The organism is Streptomyces sp. NPDC002588 (assembly GCF_040295925.1).
Taxonomy (GTDB): Bacteria; Actinomycetota; Actinomycetes; order Streptomycetales; family Streptomycetaceae; genus Streptomyces.
This window is the reverse complement of record NZ_JBEOWF010000004.1, coordinates 244,617-265,584: the sequence shown is the minus strand read 5'-3', so window position 1 is coordinate 265,584 and position 20,968 is coordinate 244,617. Positions and strand designations below refer to the sequence as shown.

Sequence of the window (20,968 nt, the reverse complement as noted above, 5' to 3'; positions counted from 1 at the left end):
GTGCGCCGCCCCTCGCGCGTGCGCCGAGCCGTGTGCGGCCGGGGCCGGTCAGTCCGGCCAGTGCCGGCGGCCGATGCTGATCAGCCGCATCTGGCGGGTCGCGCGCAGACGGATGCGTTCCCGTTCCCGCGGCGACGCCTCCAGGGCCTCCAGGAAGAGCGAGGCCGTGATGAGCATCTGGTCGACGTACAGATGCGACAGCATCAGCAGGTCGTCGTCGCTCCAGCCCTTCGCCTCGGGGTCCTCGGCCAGCTCGTCCTTCACCTCCTCGGCGAACCGGCCCAGCTGGTCCCGGATCGCCTCCCGCACCGGCTGGACGCCGCCGTGCCGCTCCCGCGCGATGAACCGCACGTGCGCCGGCTGCGTGGTCACATGCCGCTCGATCAGCTCGACGGCGCGGGTGATGCGTTCGTCGCTCGACTCGGCGGTGGTCACCGCGGTGCGGATCATCGGGTGCAGACTGCCCAGCGCCTCCTCGACCAGTGCCACGCCGAGATCCGCCGTGGAGCGGAAGTGCCGGTAGAAGGCGGTCGGGGCGACCCCGACGGCGCGGGTGACCTCGCGCAGCCCCAGGCTGCTCAGGCTCTGCTCCTCCAGCAGCCCGAGCGCCGCGTCCAGGAGCGACTGCCGGGTCTTCTGCTTCTGGGCCTGTCGGACGCCGAGGGTGTGACTCATGTCATCCAGTTAACAACTGTTCTCTGTAATTGGAAAGCCGGAGGACGCGCTAGACTCAAAGTCAGTGCACAACTGTTACTACAACTGTTCACTCAAATGTAACGAGAACCGACCCGGAGGGGGATCCGAACCCATGCTGTTCCTCGTCGCCGCTCTGCTGCTGCTCGGTGTCGTCATGGGCACCGTCGCCCACGCGCCGCTCGGCTTCACGCTCGTCGCCTCCGTGGTGATCGCCGCCTGGCTCGGCATCTTCGCGCTCCGCGAGCGCCACGCCCGCCGCACCCGCACCCACTGACCGGCCACCGCCCGACAGGAGCTGACCCGCCATGCAACTCACCGCCCCGGCCCACGACCGCGCCCCCCGCCCCACCGGCGTCCGCGACACCGACGGCATGGCCGTCGCGTCCTTCATCCTCGGCCTCGTCGGCCTGCTCGTCCTCAACCTCTTCCTCGGCCCGATCGCCATCGTGCTGGCCTCGATCGCCCTGATCCGCGGCACCTCCCGCCGTGGCCGCGCGCTGCTGGGCCTCACCCTCGGGATCGCCGACCTGCTGGTCCTGCTCGCCTTCATGCAGGCGGACTCCACGGTGTCGTGGAGCTTCTGACCGAAGGCCCCTGCCCGCGAGCGGGCACCTTGCCCGGAGGTCCCCCGGCCCGGCCCCGTAGAATCGTGGCCACCATGGCATACCTCGACCACGCCGCGACCACCCCGATGCTCCCGGAGGCAGTCGAGGCACTCAGCGCGCACCTGGGCATCACCGGCAACGCCTCCTCCCTGCACGCGTCCGGCCGCCGTGCGAGGCGGACGGTCGAGGAGTCCCGCGAGACCCTCGCGGAAGCGCTCGGCGCCCGCCCCAGCGAGGTCGTGTTCACCTCCGGCGGCACCGAGGCCGACAACCTCGCCGTCAAGGGCCTGTACTGGGCCCGCCGAGACGCCGACCCGGCCCGCACCCGGGTACTGGCCAGCCCCGTCGAGCACCACGCGGTCCTGGACGCCGTCCACTGGCTGGGCGAGCACGAGGGCGCCCGCGTCGAGTACCTCCCCGTCGACGCGCATGGCCGGGTCCATCCGGAAGCCCTTCGCGAGGCCGTCGCCCGCGACCCCGGCGACGTGGCGCTCGCCACCGTGATGTGGGCCAACAACGAGATCGGCACCGTCCAGCCGGTCCGTGAACTCGCCGACGTCGCCACCGAGTTCGACATCCCGCTGCACGCCGACGCGGTCCAGGCCTTCGGCCAGGTCCCCGTCGACTTCGGCGCCTCCGGCCTCGCCGCGATGACCGTCTCGGGCCACAAGGTCGGCGGCCCCTACGGGATCGGCGCGCTGCTGCTGGGCCGCGAGTACACCCCCGTCCCCGTCCTGCACGGCGGCGGCCAGGAGCGGCACGTGCGCTCCGGAACCCTCGACGTCCCGGTGATCGCCTCCTTCGCCGTCGCCGGCCGCCTCGCCGCCGAGCGCCGCGAGTGGTTCGCCCGCGAGATCGGCGCCCTGCGCGATTCCCTGGCCGACGCCGTCAGTACGGCCGTCCCGGACGCGATCCTCGGCGGCGATCCGGCACCGGGGGGCCGCCTCCCGGCCAACGCGCACTTCACCTTCCCGGGCTGCGAGGGCGACTCCCTGCTCCTGCTGCTGGACGCCCAGGGCATCGAGTGCTCCACCGGCTCCGCCTGCACCGCGGGCGTCGCCCAGCCGAGCCATGTCCTGCTCGCCATCGGCACCGACCCCGACCTGGCCCGCGGCACCCTGCGCTTCTCCCTCGGCCACACCTCCACCCAGGCCGACGTCGAGGCGGTCGCGAAGGCCATCGGTCCCGCGGTGGAGCGGGCGCGCGCGGCGGGGCTGACGTAGTCTCCCCGATTCCCCGATTCCCTGATCCCTGGAGTCGTTGATCCCTTGATGCGCCATCGAGTGTCGACACTCTTTGGCGCTTGACGCGAATCTAGGGTTCACCTGTCAATATTGCGGCTAGGTGTCGACAGTTGGCGGCTGCTGGTCTACCTTCCAGTGCAAGCTTCCGCCCCCTGCCGTCGACCGAAGGCCGTCCCATGACCACCGAGCCCTCGCACGAACGCCTCGTCGCCCGGCGCAAGTTGCTTCTGCTCGGCGGTGCGGGCGTGGCCGGCCTGCTGCTGCGGGCCCCGTCCGCGGGAGCCTCGGCCGGGCAGGAGACCGCCGCCGGACAGGACCTCGTGGCGGTCCCGGCCGACCCGGACTTCGTGTTCGCCGCAGACCTGTCCAACAACCGGGGCGCGGGGGAGGCCTCCCCGGTCGGCTCCGCCTACTGGCTGGGCGCCTACCAGGTCACCAACGCCCAGTACGCCGTGTTCCTCGCGGAGTCCGGCCGCGACGCCCCGGCCTACTGGGACGACGGCGCCGTACCCTCCGGCAGGGAGCAGCACCCCGTCCTCCGGATATCCCTGACGGACGCCGAGGCGTACTGTGCCTGGCTCAGCGCGCGGGCCGAAGGCTGGACCTTTCGGCTGCCGACCGAGGCGGAGTGGGAGAACGCGGCCCGCGGCCCCGAGGCCTATGCCTACCCGTGGGGTGAGAGCGCCGGCACCACCTACGACGGCGCCACGCTGACCAGCAGATACAACTACAACGCGGTGTGCGCCGCGTACTACCTCGCCCACTTCGGCCCCACCCAGGCGACCTACGACCACCCCGACTCCAGCCGGTACGGCGAGAGCGAGCCGATCTCCGAGATCCTCTCCGTCACCGCCACCGGCGGGGTGAGCGGCTGGATCGACCACTCCACCTGGACCGGCTTCGTCTACACCGACGTCTTCGACGCGCTGACCGAGGCCGGGGGCAACACCTCGGCCGTCGGCGCGTACCCCGACGGCGTGAGCGTCCACGGCGCCTACGACATGGCGGGCAACTGCTTCGAGTGGACCTCCAGCGTCGTCATGGCCACCAACGGCGCCGAGGCCGGCCTGGAGGTCAACGCCGTGCGCGGCGGCTCCTGGTACGCGACCGCCCGCAGCTGCGCCACCTGGTACCGGGGCGAGGGCCGCGACGGCAGTGGCGGCTACCCCACAGTGGGCTTCCGCGTCGCCGCCGACCCCGGCTGATCCCCCGGCACAGACCCCGGCTGATCCCCCACGACCGCGAAGGACACCCATGCCCTCGTCGAAGTGCCGCCTCGCCGCGGCCGCCGTGCTCCTCGCCGGAGCGCTGGCCGCGACACCGGCCGCCGCAGCCGCGCCGGGCGCCGACCCCTCCTGCGAGGGCGGCCCGTCGTACGCCCTGACCGCCTCGGCGACGGCCGCCGCGCAGACCCGCCACATCGCCACCGCCGACCTGAACGGCGACGGGACACAGGACGTCGTGGCGTCCAACCTCGACGCCGACTCGGTGACCGTGCTGCCCGGCGCCGGCGACGGGACCTTCGGCGAGGGCACCGCCTACGCCGTCGGGACGCGCCCGTACCAGACCGTGGTCGCCGACTTCGACGGCGACGGCGCCCCCGACCTCGCGACCGCCGACTTCGGCGGCGCCCAGGTCGGTGTGGAGCTGAACGAGGGGGACGGGACGTTCGGGACCGTCTCCGCGATCGACGTCGGCGCCTCGCCGCGGGCCCTCGCCACCGGTGACCTCGACGGGGACGGCGCGGCCGACCTCGTCGTCGCCGAACAGGGCCCGAGCACCGTGCGCGTCCTGCTCGGGCGCGGGGACGGCACCTTCGACGACCGGGGGCAGACGGCCACCGGCAGTCAGCCGCACGGGGTCGTCGTCGGCGACTTCGACGGCGACGGAGCGCCGGACGTGGCCACCGCGAGCGTCGGCGGCGCCGGGGTGAGTGTGCTGCCCGGCGACGGCACGGGCGGCCTCGGCGACTCCACCGAGTACGCGGCCACCGCCCGCCTGTACTCGCTCGCCGAGGGTGACTTCGACGGCGACGGCATCCTCGACCTGGCCACGGTCAGCAACGGGGCGAACGCCCTGGACGTGCTGCTCGGCACCGGCGACGGGACCTTCGCCGCGGCCACCACCTACACCACCTCCGCGCTGCCGGTCGCGGTGGGCGCGGCCGACCTCGACGGAGACGGCCGGACGGACGTGATGGTCTCTTCCTTGCGCGGCGGCTCCGTCACCCTCTTCCGGGGCACCGCGGGCGGCCCGCTCACCCCGCTCGCCGAACTGGCCGCCCCCGGCGCCTACGACGCGGCGGCGGCCGACCTCGACGGGGACGGGGTACGCGACCTCGCGGTGGCGAACAGCACCGCGGGACAGGTGGATGTGTTCACAGGAACCTGCTAGCGACCGCCACCACCATGGACCTGGTCCGGGTGCGCTGGGCCAGGGGCTGCCGCCGGCACTTCCACTGCCGGCGGCAGCCCGCCCGTCACGCGGGGCCGGGAGGCCCGCCCCGGAGAGACCTAGCTCTCCGTGACCATGAGGGCCGCCATCATGCCCTCGTCCTCGTGCTGGAGCAGATGGCAGTGGAGCATGTACATGTAGGTGTCGTCGGTGAAGTCGGTGAACTTCATCGCGATCTTGATCGAGCCGCCGCCGACGACCTCGAAGGTGTCGCGCCAGCCGAGGTCGACACCGGTCGGCTCCTCGCCGTTGATCTCCATCACCTGGTACGGCACGTCGTGCAGGTGGAACGAGTGCTCCAGCTGCGTGCTGTTCGTGATCGTCCAGATCTCCTCCGAGTCCAGCGTGGTGCTGATCATCGCCATCCCGGCCATGGTGGTGCCCGCCGAGCCGTTGATCAGCATGGTCCCCCCGTTCTGGCCGAGGGTGATCGTCCGCGCGGTGAAGTCGCTCGTGTCGTAACGGGTGATGGTGTTGAGCGTGCTCGGCAGGTCGTCCGGCGTGTCGGTGGCGTCCGGGGTCACGGTCAGGAAGTCGTACGTGCCGCTTCCGCCGCGGATCCAGCCGGTGGTGACGACGGCCTGGAGCGTGACGGCGTCGTCCAGGTCGAGGACGAACTCGGCGCGGGCACCGGCCACCAGCCGGATCGTGGTCACCTCGGTGGGCTCGGTGAGGTAGCCCTGGTCCGTGGCGATCTGGGTGAGCGTGCCGCCGTCGCTGCGCTGGACGGTCATGATGTCGGCGGGGGAGGCGTTCAGGACGCGGAAGCGGGTGCGCTTCTTGGTGGCGGTGAAGCCGAGGGTGGTCGAGTCGACGTTGGTGCCGTTGACCAGAACCGGGAAGGTCACGGTGGAGCCGCGGTAACCGGCGGCGTCGTACTTGATGTCGCCGTCGCTGTCGACCGCCAGACACTGCAGGATGATCGGGATGTCGTCGACGCCGTAGTCGCTCGGCAGCGCGGCCGAGGCGTCCGAGTCGTCCTCGACGATGATCATCCCGGCCAGGCCGTGCACGACCTGCTCGGCGGTGGTGCCCAGCGCGTGAGGGTGGTACCAGAGGGTCTTGGCCTCGTCGAGGACCTCGAAGGTGGGCGACCAGGTCACGCCGTCGGCGAACGCGTTCTGCGGGCCGCCGTCCATCTTGGCCGGGATGTGGGCGCCGTGGAAGTGGACCGTGGTGTCCGCGCCCAGGCTGTTGGTGAAGTTCATCAGGACCGTGTCGCCCTTGGTCCACTTCATGGTCGGGCCGAGGTACGACCCGTTGTAGCCGGCCGTGGTGCTCGTGACGCCGCTGATCACCTCGTTGGTGCCGGCCTTGGCGGTCAGGGTGTAGGTCGTGGTGCCGTCGGAGGTGGTCGCCTCCAGCAGGTCCGGGATGTTGAGGGTGCCGGTGGCGTCCGCCGCGGACGCCTTGTTGCTCCTGCCGTCCGTCAGCAGGGCGAAGGTCGCTCCCGCCGCGCCGACCGCGCCCAGCCCGACGCCCGCCATTCCGCCGAGGAAGCTCCGGCGGTGCAGACCCTTGCCGCCCCGGCCCTTCGTCTTCTTCGCGTGCTCGCCCTTGGCGCCCCGGCCGTTCCTCGCGTGGGCACCCTTGCTCTGCTCTCCCGCACCGGAGGCGGGATCTGTGGTGTGGCTCATGGCCGTGGAGCTTTGAGGTAAGGGCTATGTGAAGACTGAGCCGAAAATAGGAGCGAGCCGAGGATCCTGTGTGACCACCGTGCGTTCCAACTCCCTTGAAGAAAACCCAACTTGGCACGTCGCAGGTCATCTTCGGGGTGTGGGACACATCGGACGGCTGAGACTCATCAATTGTTCACGATATCGGGAACATGTGACGTGTATCACAGTGCCGAATCATAGGGGGGCGAATCATGGCAACGGTCACACCGAGGCCGAGGCGGCACGCGCCCCGGCGACCAGCCGCAGATACCGGTCCCAGTCCCAGTGCTCGCCCGGATCGGTGTGGTCCGTCCCCGGCACCTCCACATGCCCGATGACGTGCTTCCGGTCCACCGGGATGTCGTAGCGCGCGCAGATCCGGGCGGTCAGCCGCGCGGAGGCCGCGTACATCGCGTCGGTGAAGTCCTCCGGCCGGTCCACGAAACCCTCGTGCTCGATGCCGACACTGCGCTCGTTGTACGACCGGTTGCCCGCGTGGTACGCCACGTCCAGCTCGCGGATCATCTGGGTGACGCCGCCGTCCTGCCCGACGATGTAGTGCGCCGCCGCCCGGTGCGCCGGGTCCTCGAAGGCCTTCACCGCGCCGGCCAGATCGCCCTGCGTGACATGGACGACGACCATGTCGATCCGGTAGTCCTCCGGCCGGTCCGCCCAGCGGAAGTTCGCCTCCGAGGCCGCCACCCAGCGCGCGCCCCGGAAGTCGACCGCACCCTCCACCCTGGACTTCCGCACGCCCGGCAGCCGCCAGTACAGATGCGCCAGCTCCTCGCGCGCCAGCACCGCCGACCCCACGGCCGCCGCCGCCCCGCCGGCCAGCAGCGCCCGCCGCCCGATCCGGCGGTCGGAGTCCCTCTGCCTCGCCCCCATCACCCGTCCCGTCCCTTTCCTGGCCCCACGTGATCGTCAACGGATACTCGCGGGCTCCGGTTCCCGCCGACCCTTACCCTGGAAGGGTTATGACTGAGACCTCGCAGCGCCCCCGCCCCCTCCGCGTACTCGCCGCCATGTCCGGCGGGGTCGACTCCGCCGTCGCCGCCGCCCGTGCCGCCGAAGCCGGCCACGACGTGACCGGCGTCCACCTCGCCCTCTCCGCGAACCCGCAGTCCTTCCGCACGGGCGCGCGGGGCTGTTGCACCATCGAGGACTCCCGTGACGCCCGCCGCGCCGCCGACGTCATCGGCATCCCGTTCTACGTCTGGGACCTCGCCGACCGCTTCCGCGAGGACGTCGTCGAGGACTTCGTCGCCGAGTACGAGGCCGGCCGCACCCCCAACCCCTGCCTGCGCTGCAACGAGAAGATCAAGTTCGCCGCCCTCCTCGACAAGGCGCTCGCCCTCGGCTTCGACGCGGTCTGCACCGGCCACTACGCCAAGGTCCTCGTCCGCGAGGACGGCACCCGCGAACTGCACCGCGCCTCCGACATGGCCAAGGACCAGTCGTACGTCCTGGGCGTCCTGGACGACAGGCAGCTGGCGCACGCCCTGTTCCCGCTCGGCGACACGGTGACCACGAAGGACGAGATCCGCGCGGAGGCCGAGCGCCGCGGCCTCGCGGTCGCCAAGAAGCCCGACTCCCACGACATCTGCTTCATCGCCGACGGCGACACGCAGGGCTTCCTGTCGAAGCGGCTGGGCAGGGCCGAGGGCGACATCGTCGACGAGTCGGGAGCGAAGATCGGCACCCACGACGGCGCGTACGGCTTCACCATCGGCCAGCGCAAGGGGCTGCGCATCGGCACCCCGGCCGCCGACGGCAAGCCGCGCTACGTCCTCGACATCTCGCCGGTCGACAACAAGGTCACGGTCGGTCCCGCCGCCTCGCTCGACGTCACCGGCCTCACCGCCGTCCGCCCCCGCTGGTGCGGAGCGGCCCCCACCGCCCCCGGCACCTACACCGCCCAACTCCGCGCCCACGGCGGCGAGACCGAGGTGACGGCGGAGCTGGTCGACGACGAGCTGCGGGTCTCCTTCACCGAGCCCGTCCGGGGCGTCGCCCCCGGCCAGGCGATCGTGCTGTACGACGACACACGCGTGGTGGGCTCGGCGACGATCGCGTCCACGGTGCGGGCGACGGCGGGGGTGGCCTGATCCGTCCCGTGACCGGTTACCGGTCGAAGAACTCGGCCAGCACCGGCGCGAGGACGTTCGGATCGACCATGTGGGTCTGCCCCTCCAGCGTCCGGTACGTCCCCTGCGGCACCGCGTCCGCCACCGCCCGCGTGGCCTCCCGCAGCCAGTGGGGGCTCTCCCCGCCGGCCGCGGCCAGCACCGGCACACCGACCGAGGCCAGCCGCTCCCGGGGCACCCGGCCGCCGCCCATCACCGCGTCGTCGTAGGCCAGCGTCGGCGCGATCGCCTCCATGCCGGCCCACATGGGGGACTGGCGGGCCCGCTGGATCATCTCCTCGGCCAGGCCCGTCAGCCGCAGGAACAGCTCCACGGCGTCCCCGCGCCGCCCCTTCGCCAGCGCGTCGGCGAGCCGCTCGCCGTACTCGGCGCGACCGCGCACCGCCTCCTCGTCGACCGCGTACGGCGTCTCGTACACCGCCACCCGCCGCACCGGCAGCCCGCTCGCGGCGGCCTCCAGCGCCAGCGCGCCGCCCGAGGAGATGCCGTAGAGCGAGGCCTCGCCGCCGGCCGCGTCGATGAGCGCGGCCAGGTCCTCGACCTCGCGCTCCACCGCGTACGGGGCCGTGTCACCGCTTCCGCCGCGGCCCCGCCTGTCGTACCAGAGGACCGTGCAGCGGTGTGCGAGGAGCCCGCCCAGGGGTGCCACGGTGCCGCCCGTGGACATCGCCCCGCTCACCAGGATGACCGCGGGGCCCTGCCCGGCGCGTCCGTACGCGAGTTCGGTGCCGTCGCGCGAAATGGTCTTCTTGTCCATGTCAGAGCAGACTGCCGCACGGTACGGCGGTCATCGGCCTACGACACTTCCGGTTCGTAGAAGCAGAGGTGGTTCCTGATCGCGGCGACGTCGGGCTTGGGGTCGGGATAGGACCAGACGAGGTCGGGCGCGTCCGGCAGCGACCAGTAGGAGGCCGTGCCCTTGAACGGGCAGTAGGTGTGGGTGTCGGACGGGGTGAGGAGGTCGAGCCGCACATCCGCCTCGGGGATGTAGTAGCGCACCGGACAGCCGGTCTCGCGCAGGGCGAGGGCCCGGTCGGTGTCGGCCAGCACGTGGTCGCCGTGGACGACCCTGATGTGCCGGTCGCTCTGCTCGATGGTGATCGTGTGTCCTTGGGTCATGCAGGAAAAGCACTCGCGGACGCCCGGTTCTTCCCGCGTACGGTGACGGCATGCGTATATGTGTCTTTCTCTCCGCCGCCGACCTCGACGACCGCTACACGCGTCCCGCGCGCGAGTTCGCGGAACTGCTGGGCAAGGGCGGCCACACCCTCGTGTGGGGCGGATCGGACGTCGGCCTGATGAAGGTGGTCGCCGACGGGGTGCAGCAGGCCGGCGGCCGGCTGTGCGGGGTGTCGGTGGACTTCCTCGCGGCCAAGGCCCGCACGGGCGCCGACGAGATGGTGATCGCGAAGGACCTCGCCGAGCGCAAGAGGCTGCTCCTGGAGAAGGCCGACGCGGTGGTGATCATGGTCGGCGGGACCGGGACGCTGGACGAGGCCACCGAGATCCTGGAGCTGAAGAAGCACGGTCACACCGACAAGCCGGTCGTGCTGCTGAACACCGCGGGCTTCTACGACGGTCTGAAGGAGCAGTTCCGCAGGATGGAGGACGAGGGCTTCCTGCCCCGTCCCGTCATCGACCTGGTGTTCTTCGCGGAGGAGCCGGTGGGGGCGCTGGCCTACCTGGAGACCGTGACATCAGCGGCCACCGCCGCGGGCACGGGCATCGTGTGAGCCGCCGGTGATGCGAGCATGGCGGGCATGGCTACTCATGTGATCACCGGAGCCGGTTCCGGCATCGGTGCGGCCGTCGCCCGCCGGCTGCACGCGCGCGGGGACGAACTCGTGCTCCACGCGCGCGACGCGGGCCGCGCGAAGGAACTGGCGGCCGCCTTCCCCGGCGCGCGGACCCTCGTCGGCGACCTGGCCGACCCCGACAAGCTGAGCTGGGCCTTCTCCCACCAGACGCTCCCCGACCGGGTGGACTCCCTGCTGCACATCGCCGGGGTGGTCGACCTCGGCCCGGTCGGCGACCTGACCCCCAGGACCTGGCGCCACCAGCTCAACGTCAACCTGATCGCCCCCGCCGAGCTGACCCGCCACTTCCTGCCCCAGCTGCGGGCCACGCGCGGCCATGTGGTGTTCGTCAACTCCGGCGCGGGCCTCAGGGCGAGCGCCGGGTGGTCCGCGTACGCCGCCTCCAAGCACGGCCTGAAGGCCCTCGCCGACTCCCTGCGGAACGAGGAGCACGGGAACGGCGTCCGCGTCACCTCCGTCTACCCCGGCCGCACCGCCAGCCCCATGCAGGCCAAGGTGCACCAGCAGGAGGGCAAGGAGTACGACCCGGCCGAGTGGATCGACCCCGAGTCGGTGGCGACGACGGTCCTGATGGCGCTGGACCTCCCGAGGGACGCCGAGGTCAACGACCTGACGGTACGACCGGGGCGCTGACGAACCGTCCGGCTACGTAGGCTGCACCTGTGAACGCCAAATTCAGCTACGGCCCCGCCACCGGCGTCGGCTCCCTCCCCGGCGGTGATGCCCGGGAGGCCGCCAAGGCCGCCACCGGGTCCTTCGACGACTTCCCGTTCCTGCCCGAGCTCCCGGCCCGCGGCCCCGGCGCGGACATGATCGGCCGGACCGCCGGGATGCTCGTCGAGCTGTACGCACGCGTGGAGCCCAGCGGCTGGCGCATCGGCGACCGCCCGGGCCGCGACACCAAGCGGGCCCGCTCCTGGCTGGGCGAGGACCTCGACGCCCTCGAGGAGTTCGCCCAGGACTACGAGGGCCCGCTGAAGGTGCAGGCGGTCGGCCCCTGGACGCTCGCCGCCGGGCTGGAACTGAAGAACGGCGAGGCCGCCCTCTCCGACCCCGGCGCCTGCCGCGACCTGGCCGCGTCGCTGGCCGAGGGGCTGCGGCTGCATCTCGCCGAGGTGTCGCGACGCATCCCCGGGGCCCGGCTCGTGGTCCAGCTCGACGAGCCCTCCCTGACCGCCGTACTGCTGGGCCGGGTGCGGAGCGCCAGCGGCTACCGCACCCATCGCGCCGTGGACCGGCAGGTCGTGGAGGCCACCCTGCGGGACGTGGCCGGGGCGCGCGGCGAGGGCCCCGTCGTGGTGCACTCCTGCGCACCCGACGTCCCCTTCGCGCTTCTGCGCCGGGCCGGGGCCGCCGGGATCTCCTTCGACTTCTCGCTGCTCACCGAGCGTGACGAGGACGCGATCGGGGAGGCGGTCGAAGGCGGCACCCACCTGTTCGCCGGTGTCGTGCCGGGCACGGACTCCGCATTGTCAGACCCTGCCGGTAGCGTCATGGGTGTCAGGACGCTGTGGCGCAGGCTGGGACTGCAACCGGGGCTTCTCGCGGAGGCGGTCACCGTCACACCGGCGTGCGGCCTCGCGGGGGCTTCTCCCGCGTACGCCCGCCGGGCTCTCGCCCACTGCGCCCAGGCGGCGAGATCTCTCGCGGACAACCCAGAGTAACGGGAGGACAACACGGTGGCCGGCGACAAGCAAGCGGAGACGACGGTGACCTCGGAGGCGCGGGAGCAGCACGCGCAGCTCGCCGAGCAGATCGAGGAGCACCGCTTCCGGTACTACGTGAAGGACGCCCCCGTCGTCAGCGACGCGGAGTTCGACCGCCTTCTGCGCGCCCTGGAGGAGCTGGAGGAGCAGTACCCCGAGCTGCGTACGCCCGACTCGCCCACCCAGAAGGTCGCGGGCGCGTACGAAACGGAATTCACGGCCGTCCAGCACCGCGACCGCATGCTCTCGCTGGACAACGCCTTCGACGACCTGGAACTGGCCGCCTGGGCCGAGCGCGTCCACAAGGACGTCGGTGCCTCCGTGTACCACTTCCTGTGCGAGCTGAAGGTGGACGGCCTCGCCGTCAACCTGACGTACGAGAACGGCCGGCTCACGCGCGCGGCGACCCGGGGCGACGGCCGCACCGGCGAGGACATCACGCCCAACGTGCGGACCATCGCGGAGATCCCGGACCGGCTGGCGGGCGACGGGGTGCCGACGCTCGTGGAGATCCGCGGCGAGGTCTACTTCCCGATGGAGAAGTTCGAGGAGCTCAACGCCCGGCTGGTCGCGGCCGGCGACAAGCCCTTCGCCAACCCGCGCAACGCGGCGGCCGGTTCACTGCGCCAGAAGGACCCGCGCGTCACCGCCACCCGCCCGCTGCACATGGTGGTCCACGGCATCGGGGCCCTGGAGGGCTACGAGGGGCTCGGCCGCCTCTCCCGGGCCTACGACCTCCTCGAGGACTGGGGCCTGCCCACCTCCCGGCACAACAGGGTGGTCGACGACCTCGACGGCGTACGGCGGTTCATCGCCCACTACGGCGAGAACCGCCACTCCGTGGAACACGAGATCGACGGTGTCGTCGTCAAGCTCGACGAGATCCGGCTGCAGGGGCGGCTCGGCTCCACGGCCCGCGCTCCGCGCTGGGCGATCGCGTACAAGTACGCGCCGGAGGAGGTCAACACCAAGCTCGTCAACATCCGCGTGGGCGTGGGCCGTACGGGTCGGGTGACGCCCTACGCCCAGGTCGAGCCGGTGACGGTGGCGGGTTCGGAGGTCGAGTTCGCGACCCTGCACAACCAGGACGTCGTCAAGGCCAAGGGAGTCCTCATCGGCGACACCGTGGTCCTGCGCAAGGCCGGTGACGTGATCCCGGAGATCCTCGGACCGGTCGCCGACCTGCGGGACGGCACCGAGCGCGAGTTCGTGATGCCGTCCGAGTGCCCCGAGTGCGGTACGCCGCTCAGGCCGATGAAGGAGGGTGACGTGGACCTGCGCTGTCCCAACGCCCGGACCTGCCCGGCCCAGTTGCGCGAGCGGCTGTTCTACCTGGCCGGCCGCAAGGCCCTTGACATCGAACACTTCGGATATGTCGCCGCGGCCGCGCTCACCAAGCCGTTGGAGCCCGCCGACCCGCCCTTGCGGAACGAGGGCGACCTCTTCGACCTCACCATCGACCAGCTGCTGCCCATCCGGGCGTACGTCCTCGACCAGGACAGCGGTCTGCCCAAGCGCGACCCGAAGACCGGCGAGGAGAAGATCGCCACGGTCTTCGCCAACCAGCAGGGCGAGGCGAAGAAGAACGCGGTCGCGATGCTGGAGAACATCGCGGCGGCCAAGGAGCGCCCGCTCGCCCGCGTCCTGACCGGTCTGTCCATCCGCCATGTCGGGCCGGTCGCGGCCGAGGCACTCGCCCGTGAGTTCCGCTCGATCGAGCGAATCGAGCAGGCGAGCGAAGAGGAGCTCGCGGCCACCGAGGGCGTCGGAGCGATCATCGCCGCCTCCCTCAAGGAGTGGTTCGCCGAGGAGTGGCACCAGGAGATCATCCGCAAGTGGCGGGCCGCCGGGGTCCGCATGGAGGAGGAGGGCACCGGCGAGGACGAAGGCCCCCGCCCTCTCGAAGGGCTGACGGTCGTCGTGACCGGCACGCTGGAGCACTTCACCCGTGACGGCGCCAAGGACGCACTGCAGAGCCGTGGAGCGAAGGTGACCGGATCGGTGTCGAAGAAGACGTCGTTCGTCGTCGTGGGCGACAATCCCGGGTCGAAATATGACAAAGCGATGCAGCTGAAGGTGCCCGTTCTGGACGAGGACGGCTTCACGGTCCTCCTCGAACAGGGTCCGGACGCCGCCCGCGAGGTCGCCCTCCCGGGCGAGCTCCCGGCCGAGGAGTAGGAGAAGGGGTGCGGCGTGGCGGTTGAAGGTCACCCGATCGGCGCATACCAGATGCATACGGGTGGCCAGGGCGCATTCGGGCAACCGTCGACGACCGGTGCCCGTGGAAGCCATCCGCGGCCTACTGTTGAGATGTGCGCCTGCCGTGCCCAGCTGCGGTCGGGGCATTTCCTTGCTCCTGACGGGCGGGGAAAGGGTTTTCCGACGCGGCGCCGCCCACGGGTTGTCGGGCATGGGGCCGCGTGGCGTGGGCACCGCCGGCTGTGAGAGGGACGGGAATGGAACCGACCGAGAGCGCCGCCCCTGACTCACCCCTGCGCAGACTCCGGGGCGTCGGCGTCCGGTGGGGCAGCCGGTGGGCGGGGCGTTCCGAGCGGCCGCCGGGAGCGGAGGGCGCCGGGCGGGTGTACTCGGCGCACACCGCCCCGGCCGCGCGCGCTCCGGCGCAGCCCTCCGCCGGGACCGGTTCCGCCCTGCCGGGCACCTCGGTACTTTCCGGGACCTCCGGTCTGCGCGGGGACCCGGGGCTGCCCGGCGCGGAGCCCGAACGCCACCTGTCCTGGCCCACGCTGCCCGCGGCGGTCGTCGGGGCGGCCGCCCTCGCCCTCGGCGTCGGCTTCTTCGGGGCCTTCACCGGCGACCACGCCCTCTTCCCGTCCGGCACCACCGGCTGGTCGCTCGCCCTGCTGACCGGCGTCATCGTCGGCCACCTGGTCCTGATGGGCCGCGCACGCTGGTGGGGCGGCACCGGCTCCGGCGCCGCCCTCACCCTCGCCGTTCTGCTGCTGTACGGCTGGGTGCCGGCCGGCATGGTCAGCCTCACCGTCGTCGTCCTGGTCGGCATAGCCAGGCGGGGCCGCTGGCGGCAGGGCGTGCTGCACGGCGCGGTGGACATCCTCGGCATCGGCGGCGGCGCGCTGCTGCTGGCCGCGTGCGGGCGGGTGCCGTCCGTCGAGCACCCCTGGTACCCCGACACCTGGACGGTCTACACCGGCCCCCAGGTGGTCCTGGTCGCCGTCGCCTACCTCGCCGTCACCCGCGTCCTGCTCTGGTACCTGCACGCCCCCCGCTCCGGCGGACTCCCGACTGTCGCCCGCACCGCCCTGGTCAGGCAGGGCCTGGTCGCGGTGGCCCTGCTCGGCATCGCGCCGCTGGTCTGCGTGGTGGCCGTGGCCAAGCCGATCCTGCTGCCCCTCTTCGCGATCCCGCTGATCGCCCTCGACTCCACCCTCTGGATGGCCCGGGCCCGAGCCGAGGAGCAACTGCGCGACCCGCTGACCGGGCTGCCCAACCGGCAGTGGCTGCTGGAGCGCATCTGGACCGCGCTGGACGACGCCGAGCGCATCGGCGCCCGCGCCGCCCTGATGCTGATCGACCTCGACCGCTTCCGCTCGGTCAACGACACCCTCGGGCACCTCGCCGGCGACCGGCTCCTCCTCCAGATAGCCGAACGGCTGCGGGTCGCCCTGCCGCGCGGCGCGGAGGTCGCGCGGCTGGGCGGCGACGAGTTCGCCGTGTTACTCCCGGTCGCCGACTCCACCACCTCCGCGACCCGGGTCGCCCGGGCGCTGGTCTCCGCGCTCAGCTCGCCGCTCGACCTCGACGGACTCACGCTGGTCCTCGAGGCCAGCGCGGGCGTCGCCGTCTTCCCCGACCACGCGCTGGATGCGGAGGGCCTGCTGCGCCGGGCCGACGTGGCGATGTACCAGGCCAAACGGGACCGTACGGGCGTCGAGGTCTACGAGTCCAAGCGGGACTCCAACACCCCCGACCGGCTCGGTCTCCTCGGCGATCTGCGGCGGGCGCTGGACGCGCACGAGGTGCAGCTGCACTACCAGCCGAAGGTCCGCTTCGACGGCCAGGTGGCGGGCCTCGAGGCCCTGGTCCGCTGGGTGCACCCGGAGCGCGGGAAGGTTCCGCCGGACGAGTTCATAGCGATCGCCGAGTCGTCGGGCCTGATGCCGCATCTCACCGAATATGTCCTGGAGACGGCGCTCGGCCAGGTCGCCGAGTGGCGGGCGCAGGGGCTGTACGTGCCGGTCGCGGTGAACGTCTCCCCGCGTGACGTGCACACCCCCGGCTTCGCCGGATCCGTCGCCGCGCGCCTCGCCCGGCACGGTGTCCCCGCGGGAGCGCTCCAACTGGAGATAACGGAGCACGTGCTGCTGGAGGACCCGCAGCGCGCCGCGGACACCCTCAACGGCCTGACCGGCCACGGCGTCAAGATGTCCCTGGACGACTTCGGCACCGGCTACTCCTCGCTGGTGCACCTGCGCCGCCTGCCGGTCAGCGAGCTGAAGATCGACCGCTCCTTCGTGGCCCGGCTGGCCGTCGACACCGAGGACGCGGAGATCGTGCGCTGCACGGTCGACCTCGCGCATTCCCTCGGGCTCCTCGTCGTCGCGGAGGGCGTCGAGGACGACGAGACCTGGGAACGGCTCCGCGACCTGGGCTGCGACGCCGTGCAGGGCTGGCTGGTGGCCGCGGCGATGCCCCCCGACGAGACGACCGCCTGGCTGCGCGCCCGCGGCTCCCGAGGCTGGCAGCGCCCGGCGGCGGCCCTCCCGGCAGCCGCGACGGACGACTGACCCGCGCCCCGGGCACGGTGTGCGTGAACATCCCGTCGTACAGCGCGGGCCGCCACCGCGCGAACGCGGTGTACACCTCGCCCACCTGACGATCAAGGGGCTCAGAGACGGCACCTTCGGTCTGGTGGGCCTCGCGCCGCCCGTCTTCGCCGGGGCGCGGGCTTAGGCCTGGGACCGAGCCCCCGGGCAAACCCAGTCACGGTCATGCGCCCCGGCACCCTAGGATTGGCCCCAAACCACACTCACTCACCCCAGAGGAACGCTGCATGCCTGGCATCACGCGCGAGGAGGTCGCCCACCTCGCCCGGCTGGCGCGTCTGGAGCTGAAGCCCGAAGAGCTCGACCACTTCGCGGGACAGCTGGACGACATCATCGGCGCGGTCGCCCGCGTCAGCGAGGTCGCCGACCAAGACGTACCGCCGACCTCGCACCCGCTCCCGCTGACGAACGTCATGCGGGCGGACGAGGTCCGTCCCTCGCTCACCCCCGAGCAGGCGCTCTCCGGCGCCCCGGCCCAGGAGCAGCAGCGTTTCAAGGTGCCGCAGATCCTGGGGGAGGACTAACCACAATGACGGAGATCATCAAGCTCACGGCCGCCGAGACCGCCGCGAAGATCGCCTCCGGCGAGCTCACGGCCGTGGAGGTCGCCGAGGCCCACCTCGCCCGTATCGAGGCCGTCGACGAGAAGGTGCACGCCTTCCTGTACGTCGACCGCGAGGGCGCCCTCGCCCAGGCGCGTGCCGTCGACGAGAAGCGGGAGCGCGGCGAGAAGCTCGGGCCCCTCGCCGGCGTCCCCCTCGCGCTCAAGGACATCTTCACCACCGAGGGCGTGCCCACGACCGTCGGTTCGAAGATCCTCGAGGGCTGGATCCCGCCGTACGACGCGACCCTCACCAAGAGGCTGAAGGCCGCCGACGTCGTCATCCTCGGCAAGACCAACATGGACGAGTTCGCCATGGGGTCGAGCACGGAGAACAGCGCCTACGGCCCGACCGGCAACCCCTGGGACCTGACCAAGATCCCCGGCGGCTCGGGCGGCGGTTCCTCCGCCGCGCTCGCCTCCTTCCAGGCCCCCCTGGCCATCGGCACCGACACCGGCGGCTCCATCCGTCAGCCGGCCGCCGTCACCGGCACGGTCGGTGTGAAGCCGACGTACGGCGCGGTGTCCCGGTACGGCATGGTCGCCTTCTCCTCCTCCCTCGACCAGGGCGGTCCCTGCGCCCGTACGGTCCTGGACGCGGCGCTGCTGCACGAGGTCATCGCCGGGCACGACCCGCTGGACTCGACGTCCATCGACGCCCCCGTCCCGCCGGTCGTCGAGGCTGCCCGCAACGGCAGCGTCGAAGGCATGCGCGTCGGTGTCGTCAAGCAGTTCCGCGGCGAGGGCTACCAGGCCGGCGTCATCCAGCGGTTCGACGAGTCCGTCGCGCTGCTGAAGGAGCTGGGCGCCGAGATCGTCGAACTGGACTGCCCGTCCTTCGACCTCGCGCTGTCGGCGTACTACCTGATCGCGCCGTCCGAGTGCTCGTCCAACCTGGCCCGCTTCGACGGCCTGCGCTACGGCCTGCGCACCGGCGACGACGGCGGCCACTCGGCCGAGGAGGTCACCTCCCTCACCCGTGAGGCGGGCTTCGGCCCCGAGGTCAAGCGCCGCATCATGCTCGGCACGTACGCCCTGTCCAGCGGCTACTACGACGCCTACTACGGCTCCGCCCAGAAGGTCCGCACGCTCATCACGCGCGACTTCGAGAAGGCCTTCGAACAGGTCGACGTGATCGTCTCGCCGACGACCCCGACCACCGCCTTCGCGATCGGCGAGCGTGCCGACGACCCGATGGCGATGTACCTGGCCGACCTGTGCACCATCCCGACCAACCTCGCGGGCAACTCGGCGATGTCGCTGCCCTGCGGTCTCGCCCCGGAGGACAACCTCCCGGTGGGCCTGCAGATCATCGCCCCGGCGCTGAAGGACGACCGTCTCTACAAGGTCGGCGCCGCGGTCGAGGCGGCGTTCGTGGAAAGGTGGGGGCACCCGCTCATCGAGGAGGCTCCGTCGCTGTGACCAAGGCGCTGTCCAAGGCCAAGGACTTCCAGAAGTCCAAGACCGGTACGTACGTGTCCATCGCCACCACCGCCTTCGGCGCGTTCGGTGTCGCCAAGCGGATCAAGAAGGCCAGGTCCGAGCAGGACGCACTGCGGCTGATCGACGCCACGGTGGCCGCCGTCGGCATCGTCACCGGGCTCGCCATCCTGTACCGCGAACTGAAGCGGCTGGGCGACGACGACGTCCTGCTGGGCTGAGAGGGAAGTTAGACCGTGACCACCACGACCGACCTGGTGTCGTACGAGGACGCGCTGGCGTCGTACGACCCCGTCATGGGCCTCGAGGTCCATGTCGAACTCGGCACCAAGACCAAGATGTTCTGCGGCTGTTCGACCGAGCTCGGTCAGGGCGCCAACACGCAGACCTGCCCGACCTGCCTCGGCCTGCCCGGCTCGCTCCCGGTCGTCAACGCGACCGGCGTCGAGTCCGCGATCAAGATCGGTCTCGCGCTGAACTGCGAGATCGCCGAGTGGTGCCGCTTCGCCCGGAAGAACTACTTCTATCCGGACATGCCGAAGAACTTCCAGACCTCCCAGTACGACGAGCCGATCGCCTTCAACGGCTACCTCGACGTGCAGCTGGAGGACGGCGAGACCTTCCGCGTGGACATCGAGCGCGCCCACATGGAGGAGGACACCGGCAAGTCGACCCACGTGGGCGGCGCGACGGGCCGTATCCACGGCGCTTCGCACTCGCTGCTCGACTACAACCGGGCCGGCATCCCGCTCATCGAGATCGTCACCAAGCCGATCGAGGGTGCGGGCGAGCGCGCTCCCGAGGTCGCCCGGGCGTACGTCCGTGAGCTGCGCGAGGTCATCAAGGCGCTCGGTGTCTCCGAGGCCCGGATGGAGATGGGCCAGATGCGCTGCGACGTGAACCTGTCGCTGCGCCCCAACGGCACCGCCAAGTTCGGCACGCGTTCCGAGACGAAGAACGTCAACTCGCTGCGGTCCGTGGAACGCGCGGCCCGCTTCGAGATCATGCGGCACGCGGCCGTGCTGTCCTCCGGCGGCACGATCGTCCAGGAGACCCGGCACTTCCACGAGGACACCGGGTCGACGACCTCGGGCCGCGTGAAGGAGGAGGCCGAGGACTACCGGTACTTCCCCGAGCCGGACCTGGTGCCGGTGGCCCCCTCCCGCGAATGGGTCGAGGAGATCCGGGCGGGCCTTCCCGAGCTGCCGCTCGCCCGCCGCACCCGGCTGCTCGCCGAGTGGGGCATCTCCGTCACCGACATGCAGGCCATCCTCAACGCCGGCGCCCTGGACCCGATCGTCGCCACGATCGACGCCGGGGCCGACGCGGCCTCCGCCCGCAAGTGGTGGATGGGCGAGCTGGCGCGCAGCGCCAACGAGTCGGGCAAGGCCCTGGACGAACTGGCCATCACGCCCGGGCAGGTCGCCCGGATCGCCGAGCTGGTCGGCAAGGGCGACCTCAACGACAAGCTGGCCCGTCAGGTCATCGAGGGCGTCCTCGCGGGCGAGGGCACCCCGGACGAGGTCGTGGACAAGCGCGGCCTGAAGGTCGTCTCCGACGAGGGCGCCCTGACCGCCGCCGTCGAGGAGGCCATCGCCGGCAACCCGGGTGTCGCCGACAAGATCCGCGGCGGCAAGGTGGCCGCGGCCGGCGCCCTGGTCGGCGCCGTGATGAAGGCCACCCGCGGCCAGGCCGACGCGGCCCGCGTCAAGGAGCTGATCCTGGAGAAGCTGGGGGTCGGCGAGGGCTGACCTCGGGTAACCCACGGAGGGGGCGCGTCCGGGAACGGAGGCGC

Annotated in this window: 20 protein-coding genes; 15 read left to right on the top strand and 5 right to left on the bottom strand. The window is 71.7% G+C overall.

The genetic code is table 11. The features are described 5' to 3' along the window. Window positions 1–48 precede the first annotated feature (48 nt). Window positions 49–675 (bottom strand): TetR family transcriptional regulator, encoded by a 627-nt coding sequence (locus tag ABT057_RS07120; protein ID WP_352341438.1) that lies wholly within the window; start codon window positions 673–675, stop codon window positions 49–51. Between the two features lie 133 nt (window positions 676–808). Between ABT057_RS07120 and ABT057_RS07115 the strand changes: the two genes are divergently transcribed. The 5 genes from ABT057_RS07115 (at window position 809) to ABT057_RS07095 (ending at window position 4,939) form a co-directional block, all read left to right on the top strand. Further along, window positions 809–970, top strand: coding sequence for a hypothetical protein (locus ABT057_RS07115; protein ID WP_352341437.1), 162 nt, complete (start codon window positions 809–811; stop codon window positions 968–970). Between the two features lie 31 nt (window positions 971–1,001). Then, the gene (locus tag ABT057_RS07110; RefSeq protein WP_352341436.1) at window positions 1,002–1,280 is read left to right on the top strand and encodes a DUF4190 domain-containing protein; all 279 of its coding nucleotides are present in this window, start codon (window positions 1,002–1,004) and stop codon (window positions 1,278–1,280) included. 74 nt (window positions 1,281–1,354) lie between these two features. Next, complete coding sequence (locus ABT057_RS07105; protein WP_352341435.1) at window positions 1,355–2,524, top strand: cysteine desulfurase family protein; 1,170 nt, start codon at window positions 1,355–1,357, stop codon at window positions 2,522–2,524. A 197-nt stretch (window positions 2,525–2,721) separates the two neighbouring features. Next, window positions 2,722–3,750 carry a formylglycine-generating enzyme family protein gene (locus tag ABT057_RS07100; protein ID WP_352341434.1) on the top strand — a complete coding sequence of 343 codons (1,029 nt, stop codon included), beginning with the start codon at window positions 2,722–2,724 and terminating at the stop codon, window positions 3,748–3,750. A gap of 49 nt (window positions 3,751–3,799) precedes the next feature. Next, complete coding sequence (locus tag ABT057_RS07095; RefSeq protein WP_352341433.1) at window positions 3,800–4,939, top strand: FG-GAP repeat domain-containing protein; 1,140 nt, start codon at window positions 3,800–3,802, stop codon at window positions 4,937–4,939. 119 nt (window positions 4,940–5,058) lie between these two features. Here the strand turns inward: ABT057_RS07095 and ABT057_RS07090 are convergent, their stop codons facing one another. Continuing rightward, the gene (locus tag ABT057_RS07090; RefSeq protein ID WP_352341432.1) at window positions 5,059–6,636 is read right to left on the bottom strand and encodes a multicopper oxidase family protein; all 1,578 of its coding nucleotides are present in this window, start codon (window positions 6,634–6,636) and stop codon (window positions 5,059–5,061) included. A 243-nt stretch (window positions 6,637–6,879) separates the two neighbouring features. Then, a complete protein-coding gene (locus tag ABT057_RS07085) occupies window positions 6,880–7,545 on the bottom strand; it encodes an N-acetylmuramoyl-L-alanine amidase (RefSeq protein ID WP_352341431.1) in 666 nt (221 codons plus the stop codon). 89 nt (window positions 7,546–7,634) lie between these two features. On the opposite strand from ABT057_RS07085, the gene mnmA reads away from it, so the two are divergent. Beyond that, complete coding sequence (mnmA, locus tag ABT057_RS07080) at window positions 7,635–8,765, top strand: tRNA 2-thiouridine(34) synthase MnmA (RefSeq protein WP_352341430.1); 1,131 nt, start codon at window positions 7,635–7,637, stop codon at window positions 8,763–8,765. A gap of 16 nt (window positions 8,766–8,781) precedes the next feature. On the opposite strand, the gene ABT057_RS07075 is transcribed toward mnmA, so the two are convergent. Next, a complete protein-coding gene (locus ABT057_RS07075; protein WP_352341429.1) occupies window positions 8,782–9,561 on the bottom strand; it encodes an alpha/beta fold hydrolase in 780 nt (259 codons plus the stop codon). Between the two features lie 38 nt (window positions 9,562–9,599). Beyond that, window positions 9,600–9,923: a DUF427 domain-containing protein gene (locus ABT057_RS07070; protein ID WP_352341428.1), complete on the bottom strand. Its 324-nt coding sequence runs from the start codon at window positions 9,921–9,923 to the stop codon at window positions 9,600–9,602. A gap of 50 nt (window positions 9,924–9,973) precedes the next feature. Between ABT057_RS07070 and ABT057_RS07065 the strand changes: the two genes are divergently transcribed. The 9 genes from ABT057_RS07065 (at window position 9,974) to gatB (ending at window position 20,924) form a co-directional block, all read left to right on the top strand. Beyond that, complete coding sequence (locus ABT057_RS07065) at window positions 9,974–10,537, top strand: LOG family protein (protein WP_352341427.1); 564 nt, start codon at window positions 9,974–9,976, stop codon at window positions 10,535–10,537. A gap of 18 nt (window positions 10,538–10,555) precedes the next feature. Further along, window positions 10,556–11,254: an SDR family oxidoreductase gene (locus ABT057_RS07060; protein ID WP_352341426.1), complete on the top strand. Its 699-nt coding sequence runs from the start codon at window positions 10,556–10,558 to the stop codon at window positions 11,252–11,254. A 29-nt stretch (window positions 11,255–11,283) separates the two neighbouring features. Next, window positions 11,284–12,285: a methionine synthase gene (locus ABT057_RS07055; RefSeq protein WP_352341425.1), complete on the top strand. Its 1,002-nt coding sequence runs from the start codon at window positions 11,284–11,286 to the stop codon at window positions 12,283–12,285. A 15-nt stretch (window positions 12,286–12,300) separates the two neighbouring features. Continuing rightward, complete coding sequence (gene ligA, locus ABT057_RS07050) at window positions 12,301–14,505, top strand: NAD-dependent DNA ligase LigA (RefSeq protein WP_352341424.1); 2,205 nt, start codon at window positions 12,301–12,303, stop codon at window positions 14,503–14,505. 278 nt (window positions 14,506–14,783) lie between these two features. Continuing rightward, window positions 14,784–17,093 carry a putative bifunctional diguanylate cyclase/phosphodiesterase gene (locus ABT057_RS07045; RefSeq protein WP_352341423.1) on the top strand — a complete coding sequence of 770 codons (2,310 nt, stop codon included), beginning with the start codon at window positions 14,784–14,786 and terminating at the stop codon, window positions 17,091–17,093. A gap of 266 nt (window positions 17,094–17,359) precedes the next feature. Next, window positions 17,360–17,656 (top strand): Asp-tRNA(Asn)/Glu-tRNA(Gln) amidotransferase subunit GatC, encoded by a 297-nt coding sequence (gene gatC, locus ABT057_RS07040; RefSeq protein WP_018531282.1) that lies wholly within the window; start codon window positions 17,360–17,362, stop codon window positions 17,654–17,656. Window positions 17,657–17,661: 5 nt separating this feature from the next. Then, window positions 17,662–19,155, top strand: coding sequence for an Asp-tRNA(Asn)/Glu-tRNA(Gln) amidotransferase subunit GatA (gatA, locus tag ABT057_RS07035; RefSeq protein WP_352341422.1), 1,494 nt, complete (start codon window positions 17,662–17,664; stop codon window positions 19,153–19,155). After that, complete coding sequence (locus tag ABT057_RS07030; RefSeq protein WP_352341421.1) at window positions 19,152–19,394, top strand: hypothetical protein; 243 nt, start codon at window positions 19,152–19,154, stop codon at window positions 19,392–19,394. The genes gatA and ABT057_RS07030 overlap by 4 nt, the downstream gene beginning before the upstream one ends. 15 nt (window positions 19,395–19,409) lie before the next feature. Continuing rightward, complete coding sequence (gatB, locus tag ABT057_RS07025; protein WP_352341420.1) at window positions 19,410–20,924, top strand: Asp-tRNA(Asn)/Glu-tRNA(Gln) amidotransferase subunit GatB; 1,515 nt, start codon at window positions 19,410–19,412, stop codon at window positions 20,922–20,924. Window positions 20,925–20,968 lie beyond the last annotated feature (44 nt).